This is a genomic window from Asticcacaulis tiandongensis, from assembly GCF_006475605.1.
Lineage (GTDB): Bacteria > Pseudomonadota > Alphaproteobacteria > Caulobacterales > Caulobacteraceae > Asticcacaulis > Asticcacaulis tiandongensis.
The window spans coordinates 96,712-121,228 of the sequence record NZ_SSBC01000021.1 but is presented as its reverse complement, the minus strand read 5'-3'; the positions used below and the strand labels follow the sequence as shown (position 1 = coordinate 121,228).

Below are 24,517 nucleotides of genomic sequence, written 5' to 3'. Positions count from 1 at the left end.
GCCGCTTCTTTTTTTCCTAAATTTACGATGAGAGTGTCAGTTCAATGTCGAACCTCTTAACCCGTCTGGGGATGAAAAAACCCATTGCCCGGATTCAGGCGGAAGCCGCCGGAAGTCCGCTTAAACGGACACTTGGCCCGTTAAATCTTATCTCGCTTGGGGTGGGCGCGATCATCGGGGCGGGGATATTTGTCATCACCGGCGAGGTCGCTTCGGGCTATGCCGGCCCTGCGGTTATCATTTCTTTTGTGCTGGCCGGTTTTGCCTGCGCGCTGGCCGGGCTTTGCTATGCCGAACTGGCCTCGACCATGCCGGTTTCAGGCTCCGCCTATACCTATGCCTATGGTTCCATGGGGGAGATCGCCGCCTGGGTCATGGGCTGGTTGCTGGTGCTCGAATATGGCGTGTCGGCCGCGTCTGTTGCGGTGGGCTGGTCAGGCTATATGGTGTCGATCCTCAATGATTTTGGCGTCAGCCAGCACCTGTTCCCGCCCATAGAATATGCGGGACGCGAAGGTCACATGTGGGCCACGCCGCTCATTCAGTATGTGACCGACGAAAACGGTCAGGGCAGCTTTCCGTTTACCGGCACGTTCAATCTGATGGCGGCCATAGGTATTGCTTCGGTGACAGCACTTCTGGTGATGGGCATCAAGGAATCCGCCAATGTGAACAACGCCATTGTGGTCATCAAGGTTCTGGTGCTGCTGGCCTTTATTGCCGTGGGTATTGCCTATATCAATCCGGCCAACTGGCAGCCGTTTATTCCGCCCGCAGGTCAGACATGGGATCAGTTCGGATATGGCGGCGTGCTGCGTGGCGCGGCGATCATCTTCTATGCCTATCTGGGCTTTGAAGCGGTTTCAACCGCAGCGGCTGAATCCAAGAATCCGTCACGTGATGTGCCGGTGGGTATATTGGGGGCGCTGATTGTCTGTACGCTGATCTATATGGTGGTGGCCGCGGTCATGACCGGTATCGTGCCCTATCCTGAACTGGCCAGTCCGGCACCGATCGCCGTGGCGATTGACCGTATGGCGCTGACATGGGCGGATTTTTCTGCGCCGTGGGTCGAGGGTGGTTCGCTTAATGCCGTCAGCCTGATGATCAAGCTTGGGGCGGTTCTCGGCCTTGGGTCGGTGATGCTGGTGCTGGTCTATGGCCAGACGCGTATCTTCTATACTATGGCCCGTGACGGTTTGCTGCCGAAGGTATTTGCCAATGTGCATCCGAAGCTGCAAACGCCGTGGACGGGTACCATTGTGCTGGGGATGCTGATTACCATTGCGGCGTCTTTCCTGCCGATCCGTATTCTGGGGGATCTGGTCTCGATGGGCACAGCGCTGGCCTTTGCCATTGTCTGTTTCTCGGTCATCTATCTGCGGATCACCCATCCGGAGCTTGAGCGTCCGTTTCGGGTGCCGGGGGGTGTCTATACGGCAGGGGCGGGCATTATCGCCTGTCTGGGGTTGGCGGCCTTCAACTTTGTGCCGATGATCCAGCACGCCATGAACGATAATCCGCTGCCGCTGATGTTGCTGGGTGGCTATGCGGTGACCGGTGCGGCGATCTATGCCGCCTATGGCTTCTGGCATTCGCGTCTGGCGAAGGAAAATGCCGAAGACCCTGAGTAAAACCTAAGCGGCGCGTATTGCATCCAATATGCGCCGCATCGGCTAACGCACGGCATCTGTCAAAGCGCGTCCGACCGCGCTGTTGAGTTGCATCTCTACACGTTGACCGGAAAATTCAGACTGAAGGCCTGTGAGTTCCGGTATGCTCAGGGTGACCGCCGTATCCTGACGAATATCGCGGCCATCGGCACTGTTGAGCACCAGACTGGCGATGCGCTGGTCGGCTATGTCATGAATGATAACCGTTTCCCCATTCAGGCCGGGCAGGGTGACGCCGCCTGCGCTCAAGTCGCCGGAATAGGGGGTCTGGGTCTGCACAATGCCTTGCTCCGTCCAGGTGAGGCGCGTTTGCAGGGCCATTTCACCGTCCACATAGGTATCGACCGTCGCCCCAAAATTAAATTCGATACCTGTAGGGGTGCGCAAGCCACCTGTCTGCGCCGCCAGTTCCTGCGCGTCCAGACGCTCCTGAGCCCCCGACGGGGCCGAGGTCAGACATAACAGGCAGATGGCATAATATAGCGAAGGGCGCATGTTCATCTCGCAATACAGGTCAGGGGGTGCCGAGCATCGGTGACACCTGATAGATGGGCGGAAGATCGCGGGTAAAGCCCGAGAGAGACGCGTTGCCCATGGCCTGCCCCAGTGGCGCTGTGGCCCAAGGCTGCCATTCGGCGGTGTCATTATAGGCAAGCAAATCCTCGGGGCCGCTCTGAATAACAAAGATTATGCCGTTCCAGACCCGTGAAAATTCATCACGGCTGTAGGTTTTAAGCCCCAGCGCCGGATCCCCCACCAGTACTGCATCCTCACGCACCCCTTTGATAACCACAAAATGTCGATAGGTGCCCACCGTTATCACCGCTATGGCCGGTCGGTTAGTGCGGGCCAGCTGATCATAGGTGGCGCGGTAGCCGTCGGAATCAAAACCCTGTGTGGTCAGATAGCGTTTGATGTCGAGTAACGAAAATCCGACCTTGCGGATTTTGGCCTGATCGCCGACCGCATACATGGCTTTGAAGACCTCGGCTTCACTGACCCCTACGCCGTAATGATGGTGCAGTAGTGTAGCCACGGCAGCGGAGCCGCAGCTATAGTCGTACTGCTGGCGCACAACGGTACGGAACGGAATGTCGCGCATTGAGGTGACGGGCAGATTATAGAGCGTATCGCCATCGCTCAGAAAACTTTGTGACAAGGCGGGGCCGTTTGCCGCAAACGCAATGGCGGCGGCAAGAAGCGCAAATCCCAGAGGTTTCATAAGTGGTTTCACATATGTGGTGGTCATGGCCCGCTCACTGACGGGGAAGGTCGGCGGTATTAATCACCGTCACACTGACCGTGCCTTGCAGATTGTTGTTGTGGCCGGTGTTCATGACGAAATTGCCCACCCCGTTATAGCCCTGCAATGCCCCGCTGGTAAGGTTGATGCTGCCGGAACCGACGCTGTCTGCGGAAATGGAATTGCCGCTGTTCACAGCGGTAAGGTCCTGCTGGGTGATCACATCAATGTGGGTATCTGCACCGGCGCTGATGGTGCTCAGTTCTTCCGGATCCAGAGCCGCTGGCTTGAGGTCACTGACCGGATCGGGGCGTTCGGGCTGAAGCGGTGTCACCCGTATGGGATCGGCGGCATGGCCGGGCGCCGACAGGCTCAGGGTGAGCAGCATAACGGCGGGGGCAAGGCGCGATAAGGTCTGACTGGGCATCAGATTCTCCATCTGAAACATTTGGCTCCATCTAAACGTTTGGCGTCCGGGCCGGCCTTATGCCGACCCGGAGCCTGTGGGCTTAGTTGCTGCCGAACGAAATATTGGCATTAGCGGAAACGGCGGTGGCGGCCTGATTGATCGAGCCAACGCCTGTGTTCTGGCTATTGGTCTGGATGCCGGCAAAGTTGGCATAGGAGCCGCCGGAAGCCGTAATCTCGCCGGTGTTCAGGCTGCCTTCCTGAGCTTCACCGCCAAGGGCTACGGTGGTGCCGGTAACGCTGGCGTCAAGCTCCTGCAAGGACAGGCTGGAATAGGTTACAGAATTATCGGAATTATCGGAGTTGTCCGAGTTGTCAGCCCAGGTCGAGCGATTTGAGTTGTCGCTGTTGTTGCTGTTGTCCGAATTATCCGAGTTATCAGAATTGTCACTGTTATCGGAGTTATCCGAGTTGTCCGCCCAGCTTGAGTTGTCTGAACTATCGGACGTATTGCTGTTGTCAGAATTATTGCTGTTATCCGAGTTATTGGAATGGTTGGAATTATCCGCCCAGCTTGAGTTATCCGAGTTATCGCTGTTGTCCGAGTTGTCACTGTTATCTGAGTTATCCGTCGTCGAATTGTCTGAATTGTCAGCCCAGGACGAATTGTCGCTGTTATTGGAATTGTCAGTGGTTGAGTTATCGGAACTGTCCGATGTCGAATTATCAGAGCTGTCTGACGTTGAGTTGTCGGAATTGTCCGCCCAGCTTGAATTATCCGAATTGTCGCTGTGGTTGCTGTTGTCTGAATTATCTGTCGTCGAATTATCAGAACTGTCTGACGTTGAGTTGTCGGAATTATCGGCCCAGCTTGAATTATCCGAATTATCCGCCCACGACCGTGTCGAATTATCCGAATTGTCGGTCGTACGGGTACGGGTTGAGGAATCGGTGGATGAATTATCGGAACTGTCGGTGGCCGTCAGGGTTACGGTGCTGTCATTAATTTCCTGCGCCATGCTGCCGCTGGCCAGAGCCAGTCCGATTGCGAGCGCCGACGCGGAGACCAGCATTTTGGGTGTTGTCTTGTACATTAGCCTAAACCTCATGCATGAGTTAATGGAGGCCTCTCCTCCAGATCATACAATCCCGATCGCGATAAAATGTTCGGTGAAATTTTAGTTAAAATCAGAAAAAACTTTTTAAATACAAATATATAAAAAAGTGACAAAATTAGTGTGCAGTGCCGCAAGGCGACACCGCTATCTATATTCAACCCCCTTAAAAGCGATAGGGGGCACTGAAAACGACGCGCATATCCGGTGCATCACTGGTTACGCCAAATTCAAAATTGGTGCTCAGTGTATGGTGTTCGGTCAGGCGATATGACCAGCCCATAAACATCGACCCGACCTGAAGGCTGTTGGATTCCTGCCATGTGCCGCCGATCTGGGTTTTGGTGGGGAAAATATAGTTATGACTATAACCAAGCGAGACCGAAAAGCGCGGATTTAAGGACAGGCCGAACCCGAGATTAGCGCCGATGGAGTCACCAGGCTCTACCCGTCCGATGAGAACCTCGCCGATGGTTTTATCGACATCGCGCGGAATATTATGCAGATAGGTGAGGCCCGCAAAGATCACCGCCGGATCGGTGGGGTAAAGCATGCTTACGCCGCTTTCGACCGCCCAGAACCCTGAACCCGTCGCCAGTGTCGTGGCAATTCCGGCCTCGTCATAGCGAACATCATAAGGCCCTAGTCCGGTAGGCGGTTTGACACGCGCATTGCCGACAAAGATGGGGCGGCCGGGCTCAAGCTCATTCAGCTGATAGCGCATCGAAAATTCGACATCGCCAATATCCTGACCTTCCAGTTCCATGGTGCGGGTTATGGTCTCATCGCGCTGGGCGACCGTGGTGACACGGTCATGGCGATAGACATAGGGAATGCGGGCCTCAACCTCCAGCCGTCGCGTCAGACCATATCTCAGGGCAGCGGTGGCCACCAGTGAATCGCGGTCGGCGTCATTGGCCTCGATCACCCCAAGCTGAATGCCCGGCACGATTTCAACGCCCCGGAAAACCAGACGGTTATTACTGGTGCGGACATATTCGAATGAGGGGGTCAGGACGAAGCGGCCCTTAGGCGTCAGAACGCCTGCCCGTTCAGGGAGGGCGGCGACATCGCGCACCTGACGCTCTGAGGGGGGCGCTTCGCCAACAGGGCGCGCGGGAAGGTTTTCAGATGTCGGGGCATTATTTTGTGCAACGACAGTTTGTGGGCGCGGCGATATGGCGGCATTAGATTCGGGGCCAATATTTGCCGGATTAACCGCCTGACCGGCGCGTACCAGATCCCATAAGGCGTCACGCTCGGCCTTTAGCCGATCAAGCTCGGCCTGCTGTTCCGACAGTTGTTTTTCCTGCGCCTCAAGCCTCTGCTCAATGGCCGCCATCCGTGCCTCTGAGGTTTGTGCAAAGGCAGAGGTATGCAGGGCCAGAAGGCAGGTGCCTGACAATAAAATACCGGAAAGAGCGGGGCGTCGAAACAGGCGGAATGTCATTCGGCAGGTACCTCAATCAAAATACAGTTGGTCGGGTGAGCTTTGGTATTCGCAGACAGCTTTTCAGGATGGGGCGGGCCATAACCCAGTTCACTAAGCTGTTCGCGGGCGCGGTTGATGCGGCTTTTGAGTGTGCCCACAGGGCAATGGGCCGCCTGCGCCGCTTCCTGATAGGACAGGCCTCCAATGGCCGTCATTACCAGCGCACCACGCGTTTCCTCTGGTAAGCTGTCCAGCGCCGTCAGGGTATCTCTGGCTTCGAGAGACCATTCCTGAGAGGCGGCGACGGACTGTCTGGCGGCGCATTGTCCCTCGACATCCTGTATGGTGTCTTTTTGCCGGTGCCAGCGGCGGTAGGCGCAGTTCTGAGCGATGCGACACAGCCAGGCTTTCATATCCGTGCCGGCGACAAAGCTTCCGCTGTATCTCAGGGCCCTTGCCAGAGCCTCCTGAGTAAGATCATCGGCGTCGTTGGGACCCGCCAGCCTGATTGCAAACAGGCGCAAGTCGGGGATATTCGCCACAATGGCGTCATGGAACGCTGAGGACATGACGGTTCCTTCTGCGGGCAAACAAGGCCTGCAATGGCGGATCAAAGCCCGCTCTGTAATGCGTTGAAAAATCTAAAAATGAACTGAATTCAGGTTAACGCCTGAAGCGTTATGTCCTGCGCACGCAGACAATACTTACGCGATGAGCTGGTTTGATTTTACCTTGCTCATCAATATTTTGGCGGTAAAATGAGTATCAAACCCGCAGTAAGTATATTGTTGTTATAAAGGTTAACGTTGTAAATTATTGGCAAGGCCTGCGCATGATAGCGGAGCGCAAAAATCAGGGGTCGCAGGATGTACCCTGCGGCCCGTAATCTGTATGATCAGATCGCCTTATAGGTAAAGTCCGTCAGGCGCACCTGCCCTTGTCCGGCGCAGTAAATCCCGACCTTGAGGCTAAGGAAGCCGCCAAAGACATTATGGTGCATGCCTGAGACTTCCATGCGTGTAGGGTGTCTGATCCAGTTCTGCCCGTTGTCACTCGAATAGTGATAGGTGATGACATTGTCATCATTGGTCAGACGTACCCGAACGCGACGGGCTTCGATTTTTTGCCGGTTCCAGCCCTGATCCTCGGCATATTGCCAGGTTCGGGTTTCCTTGCCGTCAAAGCCAAGGCCGACAAAGGCCTTGGGGTTATAAAACAGCAGGATACCGGCATGGACATCCCCCTCAAGCTCAAGGGTGACCTCAACCTCATAGGCGCGGTCAGGTACGCCACAGGTCAGGGGAGAGCTATCGATTGGTGACGTGCCGCGACCGGTCAGGGTCAGGCTTTTGTTCACACGGGTTACACGTGACATCTCATCCGGCTTGGGGTCATGAAACGCCCACTGAATGCCGAAGCGATTGGTTGAGAAGTCGTCAGATAGCGCCTGTCCGTTGGGGCTGGTTTTGCCGCCCTTTGGTTTGGGCAGGGGGGCTGAGAGGTCGCCGCCCGTCGCCTTGAACCAGCCGTCCGGTGTCCATTCTATCGGTTCCAGCAAGGTCTGGCGACCCAGTGTCCGGTAGCCTTTTTCATAACCGTGATAGACCGTCCACCAGTCACCGGCGGGACCTTCGATAAGGGTGGCGTGGCCGCGTGACCACCACGGTTCATCCTCGCTCTCGGAACGTATCAGCGGGTTTTGCGGGTGATGCTCCCAAGGCCCGTGAATGGATTTGGAGCGGGCGGCAATGACCATATGTCCGGTCACCGGCCCGGCGGTTCCCCCTACGGCGGTCACAAGGTAGAAATATTCACCCCGCCGCAATAGCTTTGGACCTTCGGGAGCGAAGTTCTCGGTGATCCAGTGATCCGGATATAACCACGGGCTATAGGCGTCTTCCATCTGGCCATCGGTGGCCAGCCCGTCGTCTGTCAGGCGGATTTTACGGATACCATTGACGAACAGATAGCGCTTGCCGTCTTCACCGACCATATGGCCCGGATCAATGCTGCCCCTGATTTTCAGATCGACCGGATCGCTCCACGGGCCTTTGATGTCGTCGGCCCAGATGGCATAGATCGACCATTCGCCGCCATCTGGGGCCGCGGGAATATAGATGAAGTAACGATCATTGTGCTTGCAGATATCCACCGCCCAGATCGTCCCCAGCGGCTTGAACAGGGATGGCCCGACCGGTGCCCAGTTCACCAGATCGGTGGAATGCCAGATGATCAGCCCCGGATAGGAATAGAAGGACGAGAACGTCATATAGTAGTTCTCGCCGTCCTTGAGGATGGTCGGGTCAGGGTGGTCGCCCGGAACGATCGGGTTCTGGAAGAAGCCGTTACCCAGATCAGCCTTGCGCTGGCCTTCGATGCCCTTGCCCCATGTTATGTCTTCAGGCCTTATACAGGCTTGAGTAGGCGCGGGCGCTTTCGTCTGCGCCAGAGCGACACCCGGTGCGAGGGCGGCACCAGCCAGTGCCGACTGAAACAGGTGGCGACGTGAAAGTTTAGACATATTACGGCTTCCCCAGAACAGTTTTTATAAGTGTATCGATATCGGATCAGACCGGCTCAAGTCCGACCAGAACAATATCATTGCTATGCATATTCAGGCTGATTTCGACCGTTCCGCTGCGGCCGACCGTAAGGGTTTGCTCACGTTCAGGCAGATCGCGCGTCGCATTTTGCAGCGTTTTCAGTTGTGACGCATTCAGTTCGGCAGGCGAGCCCATTTCAATATACAGGCTATGGGCGTCATTGTTTTTATAACCGGTGCGGTTGATTTTCAGCCGGTGACGACCGGATGACAGGCCGTTCAGCTTTAGCTTGACCGGTGCAGAGGCGCTATTGGGCACCAGCTTGCTGAAGAAGGTGCCATTGCTGCGGCCCTTCTGATCGGGCAACTGAAAGTCCCAGACAACGGCGTTGACCCGGCCCTGATCGACAGCGGCCCAGACCTGCGTGTCGGATGTCGGGATCTCATTGCCTGTAAGTGCATTCAGGTATTTGTAGGTAAACCATGAAGCCTTACGGATACCATCTTTGGTCATCAGGCCGAAACCGCCGTGGAAAGGCGTGCTGGGCGGGCCGGGTTCTTCGAACAGGTCAGAATAGACCCAGTAGCTCATACCCTGCACCAGTCCCTGCGTGCCTCTCAGCTTGCTGATAATATAGGGGGCGGCCACATAGGAGTCGTGGCTGAGATCGCGGGGATTATAGCTGGTGCTCCATTCGGTGAAGAACAGCGGCAGGCCCGGCTTATGCGAGGCCTCAATCTCGTTACGCACCTTGCGCACATCGCCGATGATGGCGTCCGGGTTTTGCGACAGTTGCAAATCCATCTTGCCTTCTTCATCGAGGTAGCCGTAATCGACACCATAGGTATGGGTGGTGGCAAAATCGATGGGCGTGTTGGTCTGTTTGCAATAGGCCAGAAGCTCAGGGACCCATGCCGCACCGGCGGTCGAGGGGCCGCCGACGCGCAATTGCGGATCGATGGCTTTGATGGTGCGCGCGGTGACGCCATAGAGCGCGAAATAGGCTTCCTGATCGGCATATTGCCAGAAGCCGTCAAGATTGGGTTCGTTCCAGACCTCGAAATACCAGCTGCGTACCTCCTCAAGGCCGTAACGTCCGATCAGATGACGGGCAAAGGCGTCAATCAGTTGCTTCCACAGATCAAAGCGAGGGTGCGAGGTATTGCCTTTCCAGTAAAACAGGGTCTGTTCCGACGTCCGCATGACCGTTGGCGTGAAGCCCAGTTCGATGAACGGTTTGATGCCCATTTTCAGGAAGTTGTCGTAAAGATAATCGATCTTCGTCCAGTCATAGACCAGCTTGTTATCGACCATTTTCACGGTGCCCAGTTCATCGTGAAAGATGTCGTGGAAACGGATGTAGCGGAAGCCTAATTCCTTAGTGGCGGTGCGCAGTTGCGCCAGATTCGCCTCACGGATCGTAACGCCCGGATAGTCGGCCCCGACAGACAGATCAAAAAAGCGGTCAACGGGTTGCGTCGCCTGACGAATATCAAGATCCACCTGTCTTGGGGATCGGGTCTGGGCCAGGGCACCGGTGGCCAGAGCGCCGCTGGACAGGCCTGCGGCGCCAAGAGCGAGGGTTGAAACGACCGTGCGTCGGGATAGCAAATTCATGAAATTTCCCTGTATGTTGGAGCGCATCCGAACTGTTGTGTATTCGGGCGATCTGTGCCGCCTTCGACAACCATACATATGATTTAAAATCATACCAATCGATAATGTTAGCGGTATCTTTTTCGTTAGCGCATACAGAATATGCGGGTGGCGCGCGGTATTGGGGATGCTTTTTAAGGGGGGAAGTGTTGGGATCGTGCCGTCAGGTGGAATGTTCCGCGGCGCAAAAAAAATGTCGGTCTGATTAAAATCAGACCGACACAGATTTTAGTATTTATAGGATAATCCGAAGATTACCGTTCGACCGACGCGGGTCTCAAAGATTGTATCCTCACGCGTACTGTCGATATACAGGCGCTTTTGTTCATCGGTCAGATTCGACGCTTCGACGGTGAACTTAAGCTTGTCAGATACGGCATAGGAAGCGGAGCCATCCAGATAGAAGCTGGAATCATTCCCGTTCATATTGCCAACCCCACCCCCTTCAGGCGGGATATTGTACATGAACTTGTCGCGGTAAGACCCCGTGAAGCGCACGCTGAGCTTTTCATCTTCGTAATAGAGTGTCCCTGAGGCCGTCCGGCGCGATAGCCCCAGAAGGTCGTCAGTGGTGGTCAGGGTCGGGACACCGCCGCTGCTGGCCAGTACGTAGTCGATTTCGGAAGTAATGTAGGTGATGTTACCCAGGACCCCGAAATTGCTCCAGATACCCGGCAGGAAATCAAGCTCGGCCTGAAGGTTCAGCTCGATGCCGTGCAGAGGGCCACCCGGCGTATTGACCGGACGACTGACGGAGAAGAGTTCCGTCGGTGCCGCCCCGCCCGGAACATCCAGAAGCGAGTCAGGCAAGCCAAGCTGATTATATGGCACCTGTTCATTGACGGTCTGAATATAGGTGTCAATGTCCTTATAGAAATAGGCCACCGATACAACCGATCCCGGACGATAGTACCATTCAAGGGCCGCATCAAACGTCTTGGCGCGGAACGGTTCAATGAACGGATTATTTACGCCGCCGATACGGGTGACCGGATTGACGGTTGTGGTTGGAATCAGGACCCCGAGTTCAGGACGCGACATCACCTTGGCTGCGGATACACGGGCCAGCAGGTCGGGTGTCAGTTCAAACACCACATTGGCCGAGGGGAGCAGGTCATGATAGTCGCGCTCGACCTCGTTTTTCAGACCCACGCGCGCGTAGGCTGAACCGGCGGGGGCATTCACGGGAATATGCCCTACCGAATGCTGTTTCGTGTAGACGGAGCGAACGCCAAAATCACCACGGACCGGTACGGGTAACCAGCTGTCGAAATTGAATTCGGTCATGAGATAGGTGCTCTTGACCTCTTCACGCACCTCGTTGTGGCCAGCCCCACATTCGACACCACACCATTTGAAGTTGTCGTAACCGACAGCATCCATCCACTTACTATGGTCGATAGCGGCCCAGCTTGCCGGCGCACCACGTCCCCAAAGGTCGTCCATACCGGAAATCTGACGGGTCAGGCTGGCGAGAGAGGTGCCCGCAGGCAGAGCCTTGAGGGCATTTTGCCCTGTGACCGCATGATCAACCCAGTCGGCCTGAAAGTGGCTTACGCGATACTGGCCACCAAATTTCAGGGTGAAATTATCATTGAGACCATAGATGCCGTTAAGGGCGAAGGTGGTGTTTTTTGTCTCGTTACGACCGGGTTTGCCTGCGGTGTTAAACAGACCCAGTACCGTTCCGTCAGACAGGCCCGGAGAATAAGAGAAATTAGCCGGATTTGAGACATCCATGCCAAAATCTATGACCGGGGTGGAGCCGCCATCGCGGTAATCAATGCTGACATTATCTACGTCAATGGCATCCATGGATACGGTCAGACGCATGGGGCTGTCGTAGACGGACTCAGAGACGCCCAGATAGCCGTTAATTTCGAAGTTGTCGCTGAAACGGTGCCGCCCGTGCAGGTTAATCTGTTTGAATTCTGTTGAGAACACATCCAGCAGAGCTTCGGAACGTACGTCCACGCCATCGAACAGCCCGTAACGCAGCGAACCGTGCTCATTGAACTCAATCGCCCGCACGGAGGTCATGGGGGAGCCGTTATTGCCGATGTTCCGTGCAAAGGAAATACCGGCGATGTAGTTGTCGCGGCGTTCCACTTCATATTTGGAATAGAGGATATCGACTCCCAGTTCCGTATTCGAGCCTGGGCGCCATTGCAGGGAGAGGCTGCCGCCCATACGTTCTGTTTCCTGCTCGGAATTCAGGTAACGTGGAATACGTGGGAAATAGGCGCCGCTGCCGGGGCCACCCTGAACCCCCTGTGCGTTGGTGCTGCGAAGATTATAGATGGTGTTGAAGGCGGTAGCGTCCGAGGTGCGTGGATTGCCGGTCGAGCAATTTGTCGCCGTGGCCCCCTTGGACGCATAAGTGGTTTGATCGGGGCTGTTAACATAAAAGCCATCAGGCGTGGTCCAGCCAATGGGCGAACAGAAAGGAATGTTGCGCGTCTGGATATTACCACTGCCATCCAGAACCGGATTGCCGGCTGAGTCGCGCAAAATAGCCGGTGCCGAGTTTGTCGCGCCCGACACGAAGGTATGGGACGAGAAACCCACCTCACGAATATTACGCTTCTGATAGGTCAGGGTGCCGAGAATGCCGAATTGACCATCACCGAACTTTTTGGCTGCCAGCAGGGAGAGGCGTGGATCGGTGGATTTCGACAGTTCGTTATAAACGCCTTTGGCGGTGACGCTCAGTACCTGATCATCACGATAATCGAAGGCGCGCGGCGAACGCAGATCGACGGTTGCCCCTAATGAGCCTTCTTCGACATCAGCTGAACTGGTTTTGCGCGTTGTAAGCGACGAAAAAATTTCTGACGGGAAGACGTTGAAATCAAAGCCGCGACCACTGTTGCCTGCGCCATAGATGTCCGAAGCGCCCGTCTGAGCCGCGCCTTCCATGCCGTTCAGGCGCACGCGTGTGAACCCTGCCCCGAGACCGCGAACGGAAATACTCTTGCCTTCGCCGCCGTCACCGCGTTGCAGCGCGACGCCCGGAATACGCTGCATGGATTCAGCCAGATTGGTGTCCGGGAATTTGGCGATATCTTCGGACAGAATGGAATCGACCGTCGCCGCGCTGGTGCGCTTGACGCTCAGGGCGCTGCGCAAACTGCCACGGAAGCCTGTGACGATCACTTCGGTAATGGGTTCATCTGCCGCGACGCCGCTATCCTGAGCGAGTGCGAATCCGGGCACGGATGCCGTCAGGCCAGCCACGGCAACTGTAACGAACAGTATCTGCTTCAGGCGCGGGGCATTAATAGGTTGGGGATATGGTCTCATGGGTCTCCTCTGACACTTTTCTTATTGAGGCCAGATAATCTGGCCCTACATAAGATCAGACGATCAGGGCGAAAAACCCCTCAAAGAATTTACTGTCTTCGGAAGAAATAATCATACTTAAGGCAAGGCCCTAATAGCGCATGGTCAGGCCAAAGCTGACCGTCCGACCGGAACGCGTGTCGTAAACCGTATCCTGACGTACACTGTCTATATATTGCCGGTTATGCTCATCGGTCAGGTTCTGGGCCTCGAAGAATATGCGTACGCCTGGGGTCAGGTCGTATGAGGCCGACGCATCAAGGAAAAAGGTAGGGGCGTTTCCCTGTATGTCACTGCCCGGGCCGGACGGAATGCGGCGGATGTAACCGCTTTTGTAGGTGCCCATCAGTCGGGCACTGAAGGTCTTGTTTTCATAATAGATTGTTGCGCTTGAGGAGTGGCGCGACAAGCCAATCAGGTCAGCCGTCACGCTTGTGCTGGCCAGACTGTTTTCGCTGGAGAGAATATAGTTAATACGTGACTGTGTACGGGTGTAGTTCGCGAGCACACCAAAATGCCTCCAGAAACCGGGCAGAAAATCCAGATCAGCCTGAAGGTTAAGTTCCAGACCGGTTAAGGGGCCACCGGATGTGTTGGCGAGCTGGGAGACGGTGAATATATCGGTGGGCAAGCTGTTGCTGTTATTGAGAAGTGACGTCGGCAAGCCCAGGGATTCAAAGGTGGCCTGACTGTTTATTCTTTGGATGTATGAGGAAATATTCTTATGAAATACGCCTGCGGAAAACAGCGATGTTGCTGAGAAGTACCACTCCAGAGACAGGTCGAAGGTCGTCGCCTGAATGGGTTTGAGATACGGATTGTTGACTGTGGCAATACGGGGAATGGCATTTACGACGGCATTGGGTGTCAGGGTATAAAGGTCAGGACGCGATATCACCTTTGCCGCTGAAACGCGCACAAGCGCAGTGTCTGAAATATCAAATACAATATTGGCGGAAGGCAACAGGTCCTGATAACTGCGCTCAGCCACGACCCGTTCGCTCGTCAACGGATGAACTGATCCCTCCGGGGCCGTGACCGGAATGTATCCGATGGTTAGCTGGTCGGTATGAAAGTATCTGATCCCGATATTGCCGCGTATGGGCACAGGGGCCACTGACTTCGTGTCAAACATCAGCATGGCGTAAACCGCCGATGTCGTCTCCCTGATGTCATTATCAGAGGTGCCACATTCCAGACTGCAATATTTAAAGCTGTTCCAGTCGACGGCCTGCGCCCATTTTTCAGGGTCAATGGCGACCCAGCGCGATGGTGCGCCATGACCCCAAAGCTTATCAAGGCCCGATATTCCCATCGCCATGTGGCTCAGATCAAGTTTGGACAGCACGGGCGTTTGCGCAGGTATCAGGCTGAAATATCGACTTGAGTAGGCCTCTGTACGATGCTCATACCCGGCTTTGATAGAAAAGGACGTCCATGGCGTCCATTTGGCATCTGCCGCCAGTGTGCGATTGACGAGGGTAGTGGTCAGGGGTTTGCTTTGTGTGGAAAACCCGCCAAGAACCGTGCCATCCGTCAGCGGCGGTTGATAGTGGAACGACCCGATGTCGTTCACATCCAGCGGACCAAAGGAGAGGTGTGGAACGCCACGGTTATTGCCGTGAAAATCGATTGCGAAATCAACCGTATCAATGGCGTCCATAAACAATTGCAATCGCTTTGGATTGTCATAAACCGTGTCAGACGCGCCCAGAAAACCGGTGACCTCCAACGTCGGCGTAAATCGACGGCGAAAGGAGAGGTTGGACTGGGTGAAGGTCGTTGAAAACTTATCCGTCAAGCCTTCGGAGCGGATATCAACCCCGTCGAAAAGGCCATACAGCAGGGAGCCGTCAGAGGTGAACCTGATGTCTTTTACGGACATCATGGGCTGACCATTTGCGGTGGCGGATCGGGCGAAAGAAATCGCCTCGATATAGTTGTCCTGACGCAAATTATCATAACGGGTATAGATTACGTCGAAGCCGATGTCGGTATCCATGTCCGGACGGTACTGGAAACTGAATGTTCCTGCCGTACGGATCTCGCGCTGTGTAGAGTTGAGGTATCGCGGCAGGCGCGGGAAAAACGCACCACTGGCCGGCACGTGCGGGGCGATGGGGCTGCGTAAATCCATAATCGTCTTATAGGCAGACAGACTGCCGGTCCGGGGGTTGCCGGTCGAGCAGAAAAGTTCGCTTGTACCCTTAGGGACAAAAAGGGCCGGATTGGGACTTATGACCGGATAACCCATGGGCGTGCAAAAGGGCTGAACCTCAGCGCCGGTGCCTGTGCCGTTGCCGCTCAGACCCGCCGATAAAATATCCGCAGCCGAATAGCCGACTTCACGTGTATGGCCATTCTGATGTGAAGCGGTAGCCAGTAAGCCGAAGCGTCCGCCGCCGAATTTTTGCGACACAAGTACAGAAGCCCGGCCATCCCGTAACTGACTTATGGTATTGCGGCTGGTGCGGGTCGATACTGAGATCACCCTGTCTGCCTCGAAATCGAAAGGCTTGGGCACATGAAGGTCGACCGTCGCCCCGAGAGAGCCTTCCTCGACATCACTGACGGCCGATTTGGTAACGATCAGCGCGGAAAAAATATCGCTTGAGAAGACGTTGAAATCAAAACTGCGGGAATTGTTGTTCGGCCCGAATTTATCAGAGGCCCCCGTTTGGGAAGCGGCCTCCATACCGTTTATGCGTACACGTGAGAACATAGGGCCTAATCCGCGAACCGTTATGTTCCTGCCTTCGCCGCCATCACCGATGATCAAGGTAACGGACGGTATGCGCTGCATGGCTCCAGCCAGATTGGTATTGGGGAATTTTGCCACATCTTCGGCGAAGATCGCATCTATATTCGCTTCACTGTGCCGCTTGAGAGAAAGGGCCTGACCAAGGCTGGTGCGAAAACCGGTAACGACCACTTCGGTGACAGGTTCAATATATTCTTCGTATTCGTCCCTCTCGTCCGGGTGGGCGGCCACAGCCGTCGCGGGGGCGGCTTTCGTCGTCTTTGGTTCCGGTTCCGGCACGATCAGAATAACACCACCCTGAGTGATCCTGTAGGTCAGACCGGTGCCTCTCAGTAATCTGGCTACGGCATCCTTGTCTGTGAAATGGCCGCGTACGGCGGTGCTGTTTCGCTTGTTAACCAGCGCGCGATCAAACAAAACCGGCGTCTGCGCCAAAGCTGCAAAGGCATCCAGCGCCTGATCGAGTGACTGGGCTTCGATATCGAAACGTTGCCGCGTATTCTGTGCTGTAGCAGGCGAGGCAAGGAGCAAGAGGCTGCACATGCAAAAGCATGTCAGCAGGAAAAGGCCGCTGCCTGACTTCCCGTTTTTCATCCCTCATCCCTGTCGCTGGCCTGTCAGTCGCTGGTTTCATCCGCCAGACTCAGGCCAACTTGTTTTTTACTTCTGGGCCTTCTGTCATCTGATTGGCCGGTTGTGGCCGGATATATTACCAGATGAGGGCCGTTTCTTGTTATAAGCTTGATCGAATAGTTACGCGATTAGGTGAAATGTCTGCCTGTAGGGGGTAATAGGCCTGCAGGGCATCGATAAAGGCGTTGGTCTGCCCGACCATGAACATACCCGAAATTCTCATATCTGCGACATCCCTGTCGACGCTGATGCGGGTTTGCGTATAGTTGCTCATCCGTTCGGCGGCATCTGCCAAACGTTCATTATTAAAAATCAGCCGCCCTTCACGCCAGGCCAGATCCTGCGTCGCATTCAGGGGGCGTATGGCAAACCCTTCGGGCAGATCGCTGTGTAACCTCAGTTCCTGAAGCGGGGTGAGCTGATGTAATTTGCCGGACGCTTCGCCGACGCTGACCTTGCCTTTGAAAAGCGCTACGGTCAGGGCGCGCGGGCGGAGCTCAACGGTAAAATCCGTACCGAGAGCGGTCACGGTCTGATGACGGGCCTCGACCTGAAAGGGTCGGGAAGGGTCGTGGGCCACATCGAAGTGCGCACGTCCCTGTATCAGTTCGAGGCGTCGCAGGTCATGGCTATAGCTGACGATAAGTCTGGAATTGGCGTCCAGTGTGATCAGCGATCTGTCGGAGAGGACAAGGGTACGCATCTCTCCGATGCCTGTTGAAAACGTCTGATGATGGCTGCCATAAAGAAACAGGCCCGCACCTATAACCGCTGCGGCTGCCGCGCCGCCGCCAAACAGCAGGCTGCGGCGACCCAATTCCCCCTTAGACCACCGGCGTTGTTTGCGCTGGTAGGCGCGTTGCAGGACACGCGTGCGTAAGGCCAGCAATTCCGGTGCCGTCTGGTAATCGTCGAAGCTTGCCCACATGGATTGTACCCGCAGCCAGGCATCTTCATGGCGCGGATCTTCGGCCAGCCATTGGGTAAACGCGACCTCATCAAACAAGGCATCTGTCTGACGCTTTTGCAGCCAGTCGGCAGCGGCAGTCAGAATGTCCGGAGGGAGGGCCAGAGGAGGGAGATTCGAGGGCAAGTGTCTCAGGCCTTAAAATTCTGCATAACGGGCGAGGTGGGCAATAGCACGGATCATGTCCTTTTCGATAGAGGAGACGGACAGACCATACATGCGGGCAATATCAGCATATTTCATGCTTTCGAGCCTGTGCAGAATGAATACCTCTCGCGCTCTTTCATCAAGTTTCTCCAGAGCCAGCATTATCCGCTCAAGTGACTGTTTACTAATTAGAACGCGTTCAGGTGAAAGTGCCTCAATATTTTTTTCGGTGCTCAGGGTCTCGGAGAGGTAACGTGTCGCAATATGGTTGTGCCGTGCGCGATCTTTAAGCGCGTTAGAGGCTGCGGTAAAAAGGTAGCCTTCGGGGTTTTCCATCTTCTCTATGTCCGACTGTCGCGCCAGCTTCAGCAGAAGATCATGGGTCATATCCTGCGCTTCTTCACGACTTCTGACGCGGCGCATGAAGAACTTTTGCAGACTGAGGTTGTATTGCTTATAGAGGTGCGAAAGAGAGGCCGTTTCCCCTGTGGGGGTCTTATGTGGATGCGGTGTCATTAGCCCCTCCTGACCGGCATGCTTTCTGATCTGGTAACCGGAAAGGGCAGGCCGTTCGCTCATCTTTTTTTATTATGCCCAAAGCGTAGCACACGGTCGCATTTCGTCAACACGGAGGCCCGTGCCTTGATGTTCTTCTACACCAGCCGGCATTGTGGGTAGGGAGTGCCCGCGCAGGTTGTTAAGGTATCGATCATAAATTCCCGATAGGGTTTCGGAAGTCCGACAGGTAAACATACAAACCGGGAGGTTTTGGGTGCGTTGTCCGAGCCAGATCAGAGACGAAAATCAGCGCATACACGCGTTGAACCAATATGGCCTGAAAGACGGAAGTCCACTGCCCAGTCTGGATTCGGTTGTTCGGATTGCGGCGCAGATGTTCGACATACCGGCGGCTGCGGTAAACATGATCGGAAGCGATACGGTTTTCCTGGCAGCGAACCATGGGGTTGGCGACTTCGATAACAGCCGTGACGTCTCCTTCTGTGCCCATGCCATTACGCAGGATGACGTGTTAGTCGTGCCCGATACCCATCTCGACGAGCGCTTTCATGACAACCCACTTGTGACGGGCCCAGCCAATATCCGCTTTTACGCAGGCGTGCCGTTGCGCTCGCCAGACGGCCATGCCATCGGCGTGTTATGCGTAATCGACGGGAAGCCGCGGCAGGCTTTCCGGCAACAGGAACGTGAGAACCTGAAAGGTCTGGCCAGTCTGGCTGTCGATAAGCTTGAGCTCCGCCGTCTTGAGGTGGCTACCGGACAGGGCAAGTCGGATTTTCAGAAGATTGCTGTCAGTTCGCCAAACGCCATCGTCTGTTTCGATCAGGACCTTAAAATCACCGCCTGGAATCGCGCAGCGACACTCATGTTCGGCTATAGCGAAAACGAAGCGGTCGATCGGCAAGTCGAAATGCTTATGCCTGAGAGCAATCAGTTGGCGTTCCGTCAGGACATCGAGCGGATCGTTGCCTCCGGTGTGCCAGCGGTCAATTCCGCTGTGAAGGAGGTAACCGGCCTCAGGCAGGACGGTACGAGGTTTCCGATAGAGTTCTCACCTTCGTGCTGGGAGGAGGGCGGCCGGCTTCATTTCGGAGCAATACTGCTGGATGTCACCGAACGTCGCCAGCAGGCCGAAGCGTTGATGCGTATTGCGCACTTCGATGACCTGACCGGCCTGTCAAACCGGACCGCTTTTGTGGAGGCGCTTGCCGATCATTTAAAGGCAAACAGGCCAGCGTCTGTGCTTGTGATCGACATAGACGGCTTTAAGGATATCAATGACACGCTTGGCTATGGCATAGGCGACGCCATCCTTCAGGAAGTCGGCGAACGACTGAAGACTGTGCTGAGGGCGTGCGATCTGGTATCCCGCATAAGCGGCGATACGTTTGGTGTACTGCTTTCAGGTGTCGGGGATGTTTTCAGCGCCACGTCAGGCGCCAATGACGTTATGGCGGCTCTGGCCAGGCCGATTATACTGGATGGCAATGAAATTCGTATCACGGCTGGCTGCGGCGTGGCCATCTGTCCGTCGCATTCCACCGACCCCGATGAGCTGATGGCAAATGCCGATCTCGCCTTGTTCGAAGCGAAGAAGAGCGGCCATGGTGCGGTCAGCGTGTTCGTAACGGCCATGCGCATGGCGGCGCAGGCGCGGCGAATGTACGATGTCGAGTTGCACAGGGCGGTCGAGAACGAAGCGTTCGAACTCTTCTACCAACCGCAGATTCGTCTCAAGGATCAAAAGCTGGTTGGTGCCGAAGCGCTTATCAGATGGCGGCACCCGGATCGGGGGCTGTTGCTGCCGTCCGCGTTTTTACCGGCCCTTGAGGTCAGTCCTCTGGCGGCTTCCGTCGGTACCTGGGTGCTGGACACGGCCTGTGCCCAGGCGGCGGTATGGCAGAGGCAGGGGCACCAGATTCGTATGGGCGTCAACCTCTTTGCCGCGCAGTTCCGTGCCGACGATCTCGTGTCCCGCGTCATGACGGCGCTCAGGACATATGATCTGCCACCCGGCCTGCTGGAACTGGAAATCACCGAGAACATCATTCTCGATCGGGATGATCTCGTTCTTGAACCGTTGCAAAAATTACATGCCGCAGGTGTGGGCATTGCCTTTGATGATTTTGGCACCGGCTATGGCTCATTGAGTCTGCTCAAGCGCTACCCGTTGACGCGTATAAAGATAGACCGGTCGTTTGTCAGCACCATGTGCGAGGCAGCGAAGGATGACGCGATCGTCTCGAGCCTGATTGCGATGGCACAGGGTTGCGAACTGGATGTCGTTGCAGAAGGCGTCGAAACGGTGCAGCAACGCGACTGGCTGAATGACAAGGGGTGCGAAGAGGGTCAGGGCTTCCTTTTCGGAAAACCGGTACGGGCGTCCGAATTTGAGCGCCTTCTGTCCGGCGTGGGTATGCTCACAGGGCGACGGGCTTAGGGTCACCGCAGATATATCAAATAGCTGGACCATTTGATTTCCGGGGTTTCAGTATACAAAACCCCTAAAAAGCGGCCTTTATGCGTTGTAACAACCTTGGCAGGCTCAGATGGATCGCCGCTGCTACGATTTTATTGATCGGTATATGCGTCTAACCCCTCAATAGACGGCAATTGTTGCTGGCTCCGAAGTTCAGATATTCTCATGCAAATAAGGCCATATTCATTGTGGCTTTTGAGCTTTATCGAACATAACCAGTAAAAAATGATCATTTATAATGATCACATATGGTATTTATGGGTTGCATTGCCGTGTTGGCTGATATTTACTCAGACATATAATCCGGGAAACGGCTGCCGTAGATACAGGCAGATAATGCAGGGCAGCGCACTGATAATTGAAACAGGTTAAACATGAACGGTGAGCGCGCCCCATCTGTCCGTGCGGGTCTCTGGCTTGGCGCCCGCTTTAATCCGAAGCATGCGGTCATTGCCATCACGCCGGAAGACGCCAAACGACTGAATGCTTATTTCAGCCACGGGAACAAACACTAATTACATCAGGGAGAACAGGAATGCTCAGATTAAAGGCGGGGCTTTGCGCACTGTTATTGGCCTCAGGTGTGGCCTTTCCGGCGCTTGTGACATCGCAGGCCGTAGCCCAGACAGCGGCCCCAAAAGTCTCGGACGGGATCACTATCGAGCGTATTCAGGTGCACGGCAAATCGCTTGAGGGCAATCTGGAGGGTAATGACCCCAGTCGTGAGGTTTGGGTCGTGCTGCCGCCTGGCTATGGCACCGATACCAGCCGCCGTTATCCGGTCGTCTATGCGCTGCATGGCTATACGGGTTCTCCGGAAAGCTGGTTCAAGGCGGATAAGCTGGAAGACCGGATCAACAGCGCTTTCGCTGCCGGGACGAAGGAAATGATACTGGTCTTTCCCAACGCCTATACGCTTCATGGCGGTAGCATGTATTCCGTTTCGGACACTACGGGGGACTGGGAAACCTATATTACCCGTGATCTGGTTAGTCATATCGATGCGAAGTACCGTACACTGGCTCACCGTGACAGCCGTGGGCTGATGGGGCATTCGATGGGGGGATACGGAACGACCCGCATCGGTATGAAATATCCCGATGTCTTCTCAAGCCTTTATGCCATGAGCGGCTGCTGCCTGTCGGCACGCGACATAAGTCCGGAAATGGGCCGCACCGTCGAAGACATCACCACCAAAGAACAGGCCGTGGCCGGCAACTTCATGATCCGCGCCACGCTGGCGGTCGCCTCAAGCTGGTCGCCAAACCCCGGCAAGCCGCCATTTTTTGTCGATCTTCCGACCAGGGACGGCGTGGTGCAGGACAGCGTAATCGCCGAATGGGCGGCCAATGCGCCTCTGGCCATGGTGCCGCAATATACGCGTAACCTGCGCCGTTATAAGGCGATTGCCATTGATGTCGGCGACCGCGACAGCCTTATTGTGGATAATACGGCCCTGCATGAAGCCTTTGAGCGCTTCGGCATCAGGCATGTGTTCGAGGTCTATGACGGTGACCATGGTAGCGGCGTGTCTTCGCGCTTCGAGGAAAAGGTCATGCCGTTCTTTTCAGAGCATCTCAAGTTCTGATCAGAGGGCTGATCCGCCTCCGACGTCTCAAACGCATATTTCTTTACGGTGACCAGATGTTTCCCGCACGATTCGCCAAAGCCATTCTCAGCCTGACCGCAGCGTCGGTTCTTTCAGTCACGCCCGTGATGGCGCAATCGCTTGATCTGGAGCCTACGGGTCAGTGGAGCGCCAACACCAACGGCCGTGCGCCGGTCCCGCCTATGGGCTGGAATAGCTGGAACGCGTTCTATAGCGATATCGACGAAACCAAGGTTCTGGCTTCGGCGCAGATACTGGTGGACAGTGGTCTTGCGGAACTTGGCTACCGGTATGTAAATATTGACGATGGCTGGTGGATGAAGCGGCGGCAATCGGATGGGCGGATGGTCATACGTACCGACAAGTTCCCTTCGGCCAACATCGGGCCGGATGACCTGACGAGCTTTCGCCCCCTGACGGACCGGCTGCATGCGATGGGGCTTAAGGCGGGCATCTATTCGGATATTGGCCGCAATTCGTGCGGGCAGGTCTATACGCCCCATTTTGCCAATCAGCCCGAAGGCAGTCTTGCGGAACGCGAAGTTGGCCTGCATGGCCATGTCGATAAAGATATCCGGCTTTATTTCGAAGAATGGGGCTTTGACTTCATCAAGGTGGATGCCTGCGGCATTCGGGGTTTGGGGGCAGACACGAAACATGTCACTTCGGGCAATTACAGGGAATTTAAGCCTCTGATCGAAATGGGCGCGCTGGGGCGAACCGATATCGCAAAGGTGCGTGAACTGTATACCGAGGTTGATGAGGCCTTGCAGCGCTATAATCCTGATGGGGATTATGTCTATTCGCTCTGTCTGTGGGGGTCGGCTGATGTTCGGGCCTGGGGCAAGGATATGGGCAATATGTCGCGCACCAGCGATGATATTACGTCCAACTGGTCGCGTATGCTCACCAATCTCGATACCGCCTCCACCCGTGCACTGTATGCCCATCCGGGATCATGGAATGATCCTGACATGCTGTTTATCGGTGCCGGTGATTTTGATAGCAACCATATGACAGAGGCCCGCTCTCACTTCGCGCTATGGGCCATACTGAATGCGCCTCTGATCATCGGTTATGATCTGCGTAAGGCGACACCGGAACAGATGGCCTTATTTGGCAATGCCGAAATCGTTGCTCTGAATCAGGACCCTGCCGGACATCAGGCGGTGCTGGCCCATCAGTCGGGTGATCTGCAAATCTTCGTAAAAACCCTGAGCACTGGCGAAAAGGGCCTTGTGCTGTTCAATCGTGGTCTTGTGCCTTTCAACGCCATTCTGACGGCCGGTCATCTGAAATTGCGTGATGATGTCACGATCACTTTGACCAGTCTGTGGGACGGTGAAAAAACGGAATTCAGGGGCGAGCAAAGGCTTCAGCTCGCGCCGCGGGAAACGCTTATATATAAGGTTTCAGGCGAGCGCGTACTGGCTGACGGGCTTTATCTGTCGGAGCAGCCGGGGAATGTGAATCCGGCGGAAGACGGCGTTGTTGTGCCTCAGCATGACCCCTTCATTCACCGGACCGCCTGGCATTCACGCGGCCCCGGTGATCATCCGCAATATGGCGGCTGGGGCGGTGCGCAGGCAGATCGTACACCCTTCGGAGAACCGCTGCGTGTCGGCGGAAAGCCTTTTGACACCGGTCTGGGTGTGCTGGGGAATTCGCGTCTGGAGGTTCAGAACCACGGCTATAAAAGCTTCACGGCAGAGGTAGGCATCGATGACACGGCGGTGAACCGCAATGCGCCTGTTATCTTTGAGGTCTATGGCGACGGCCGGTTGCTCACGCGCTCAGGCCCCAAAGCCTTCGGCGAAGCCACTGAGAAAATGGTTGTATCGGTTGAGGGTGTCAGACTTATCGAACTGGTTGCCCGCGTCCAGAGCGATGCGAAAGATGCCGGAGCGACATTGCCCGTGACCTGGGGCAATGCCGCGCTTACGAAATAGGACGAGAACGCGCGCTTGGGCGCGTCGCCAAGCGCCTGAAT

The 24,517-nt window shown here is 55.4% G+C and carries 17 protein-coding genes; 5 read left to right on the top strand and 12 right to left on the bottom strand.

What is annotated here, in order from left to right; genetic code table 11:
* The first annotated feature begins 44 nt into the window (after positions 1-44).
* Positions 45-1,634 carry an amino acid permease gene (locus E5201_RS13855; RefSeq protein ID WP_140987044.1) on the top strand — a complete coding sequence of 530 codons (1,590 nt, stop codon included), beginning with the start codon at positions 45-47 and terminating at the stop codon, positions 1,632-1,634.
* 42 nt (positions 1,635-1,676) lie between these two features.
* Here the strand turns inward: E5201_RS13855 and E5201_RS13850 are convergent, their stop codons facing one another.
* The 12 genes from E5201_RS13850 to E5201_RS13795 form a co-directional block, all read right to left on the bottom strand.
* Positions 1,677-2,168, bottom strand: coding sequence for a hypothetical protein (locus tag E5201_RS13850; RefSeq protein WP_140987043.1), 492 nt, complete (start codon positions 2,166-2,168; stop codon positions 1,677-1,679).
* Positions 2,169-2,187: 19 nt separating this feature from the next.
* On the bottom strand, positions 2,188-2,922 hold the full coding sequence (locus tag E5201_RS13845) for a C39 family peptidase (protein WP_140987042.1): 735 nt from the start codon (positions 2,920-2,922) through the stop codon (positions 2,188-2,190).
* A gap of 7 nt (positions 2,923-2,929) precedes the next feature.
* Positions 2,930-3,343: a hypothetical protein gene (locus E5201_RS13840; protein WP_140987041.1), complete on the bottom strand. Its 414-nt coding sequence runs from the start codon at positions 3,341-3,343 to the stop codon at positions 2,930-2,932.
* Positions 3,344-3,425: 82 nt separating this feature from the next.
* Positions 3,426-4,397, bottom strand: coding sequence for a hypothetical protein (locus E5201_RS13835; RefSeq protein ID WP_140987040.1), 972 nt, complete (start codon positions 4,395-4,397; stop codon positions 3,426-3,428).
* A gap of 208 nt (positions 4,398-4,605) precedes the next feature.
* Complete coding sequence (locus E5201_RS13830; protein ID WP_140987039.1) at positions 4,606-5,889, bottom strand: SlyX family protein; 1,284 nt, start codon at positions 5,887-5,889, stop codon at positions 4,606-4,608.
* Positions 5,886-6,440 carry a sigma-70 family RNA polymerase sigma factor gene (locus E5201_RS13825; RefSeq protein WP_140987038.1) on the bottom strand — a complete coding sequence of 185 codons (555 nt, stop codon included), beginning with the start codon at positions 6,438-6,440 and terminating at the stop codon, positions 5,886-5,888. Before E5201_RS13825 ends, E5201_RS13830 begins: the two co-directional genes overlap by 4 nt.
* 326 nt (positions 6,441-6,766) lie before the next feature.
* On the bottom strand, positions 6,767-8,392 hold the full coding sequence (locus E5201_RS13820) for a family 43 glycosylhydrolase (RefSeq protein ID WP_140987037.1): 1,626 nt from the start codon (positions 8,390-8,392) through the stop codon (positions 6,767-6,769).
* Between the two features lie 46 nt (positions 8,393-8,438).
* Positions 8,439-10,031 carry a GH39 family glycosyl hydrolase gene (locus E5201_RS13815; RefSeq protein ID WP_140987036.1) on the bottom strand — a complete coding sequence of 531 codons (1,593 nt, stop codon included), beginning with the start codon at positions 10,029-10,031 and terminating at the stop codon, positions 8,439-8,441.
* 267 nt (positions 10,032-10,298) lie between these two features.
* The gene (locus E5201_RS13810; RefSeq protein ID WP_140987035.1) at positions 10,299-13,373 is read right to left on the bottom strand and encodes a TonB-dependent receptor; all 3,075 of its coding nucleotides are present in this window, start codon (positions 13,371-13,373) and stop codon (positions 10,299-10,301) included.
* 130 nt (positions 13,374-13,503) lie between these two features.
* Positions 13,504-16,704 (bottom strand): TonB-dependent receptor, encoded by a 3,201-nt coding sequence (locus E5201_RS13805; protein WP_181404648.1) that lies wholly within the window; start codon positions 16,702-16,704, stop codon positions 13,504-13,506.
* A gap of 202 nt (positions 16,705-16,906) precedes the next feature.
* Positions 16,907-17,899 carry a FecR family protein gene (locus E5201_RS13800; protein ID WP_140987033.1) on the bottom strand — a complete coding sequence of 331 codons (993 nt, stop codon included), beginning with the start codon at positions 17,897-17,899 and terminating at the stop codon, positions 16,907-16,909.
* Positions 17,900-17,911: 12 nt separating this feature from the next.
* Entirely contained in the window at positions 17,912-18,436 is a 525-nt protein-coding gene (locus E5201_RS13795; RefSeq protein ID WP_181404647.1) for an RNA polymerase sigma factor, read from the bottom strand.
* Between the two features lie 256 nt (positions 18,437-18,692).
* Between E5201_RS13795 and E5201_RS13790 the strand changes: the two genes are divergently transcribed.
* The 4 genes from E5201_RS13790 to E5201_RS13780 all read left to right on the top strand — a co-directional run bounded on the left by E5201_RS13790 (position 18,693) and on the right by E5201_RS13780 (position 24,476).
* Positions 18,693-20,879, top strand: a complete 2,187-nt coding sequence (locus E5201_RS13790) for a putative bifunctional diguanylate cyclase/phosphodiesterase (protein ID WP_140987029.1) — start codon at positions 18,693-18,695, stop codon at positions 20,877-20,879.
* A gap of 413 nt (positions 20,880-21,292) precedes the next feature.
* Entirely contained in the window at positions 21,293-21,433 is a 141-nt protein-coding gene (locus tag E5201_RS14825) for a hypothetical protein (protein WP_181404646.1), read from the top strand.
* Positions 21,434-21,453: 20 nt separating this feature from the next.
* Positions 21,454-22,506, top strand: coding sequence for an alpha/beta hydrolase (locus tag E5201_RS13785; RefSeq protein WP_140987027.1), 1,053 nt, complete (start codon positions 21,454-21,456; stop codon positions 22,504-22,506).
* A gap of 56 nt (positions 22,507-22,562) precedes the next feature.
* The gene (locus tag E5201_RS13780; RefSeq protein ID WP_140987025.1) at positions 22,563-24,476 is read left to right on the top strand and encodes an NPCBM/NEW2 domain-containing protein; all 1,914 of its coding nucleotides are present in this window, start codon (positions 22,563-22,565) and stop codon (positions 24,474-24,476) included.
* The last annotated feature ends 41 nt before the right edge of the window (positions 24,477-24,517 follow it).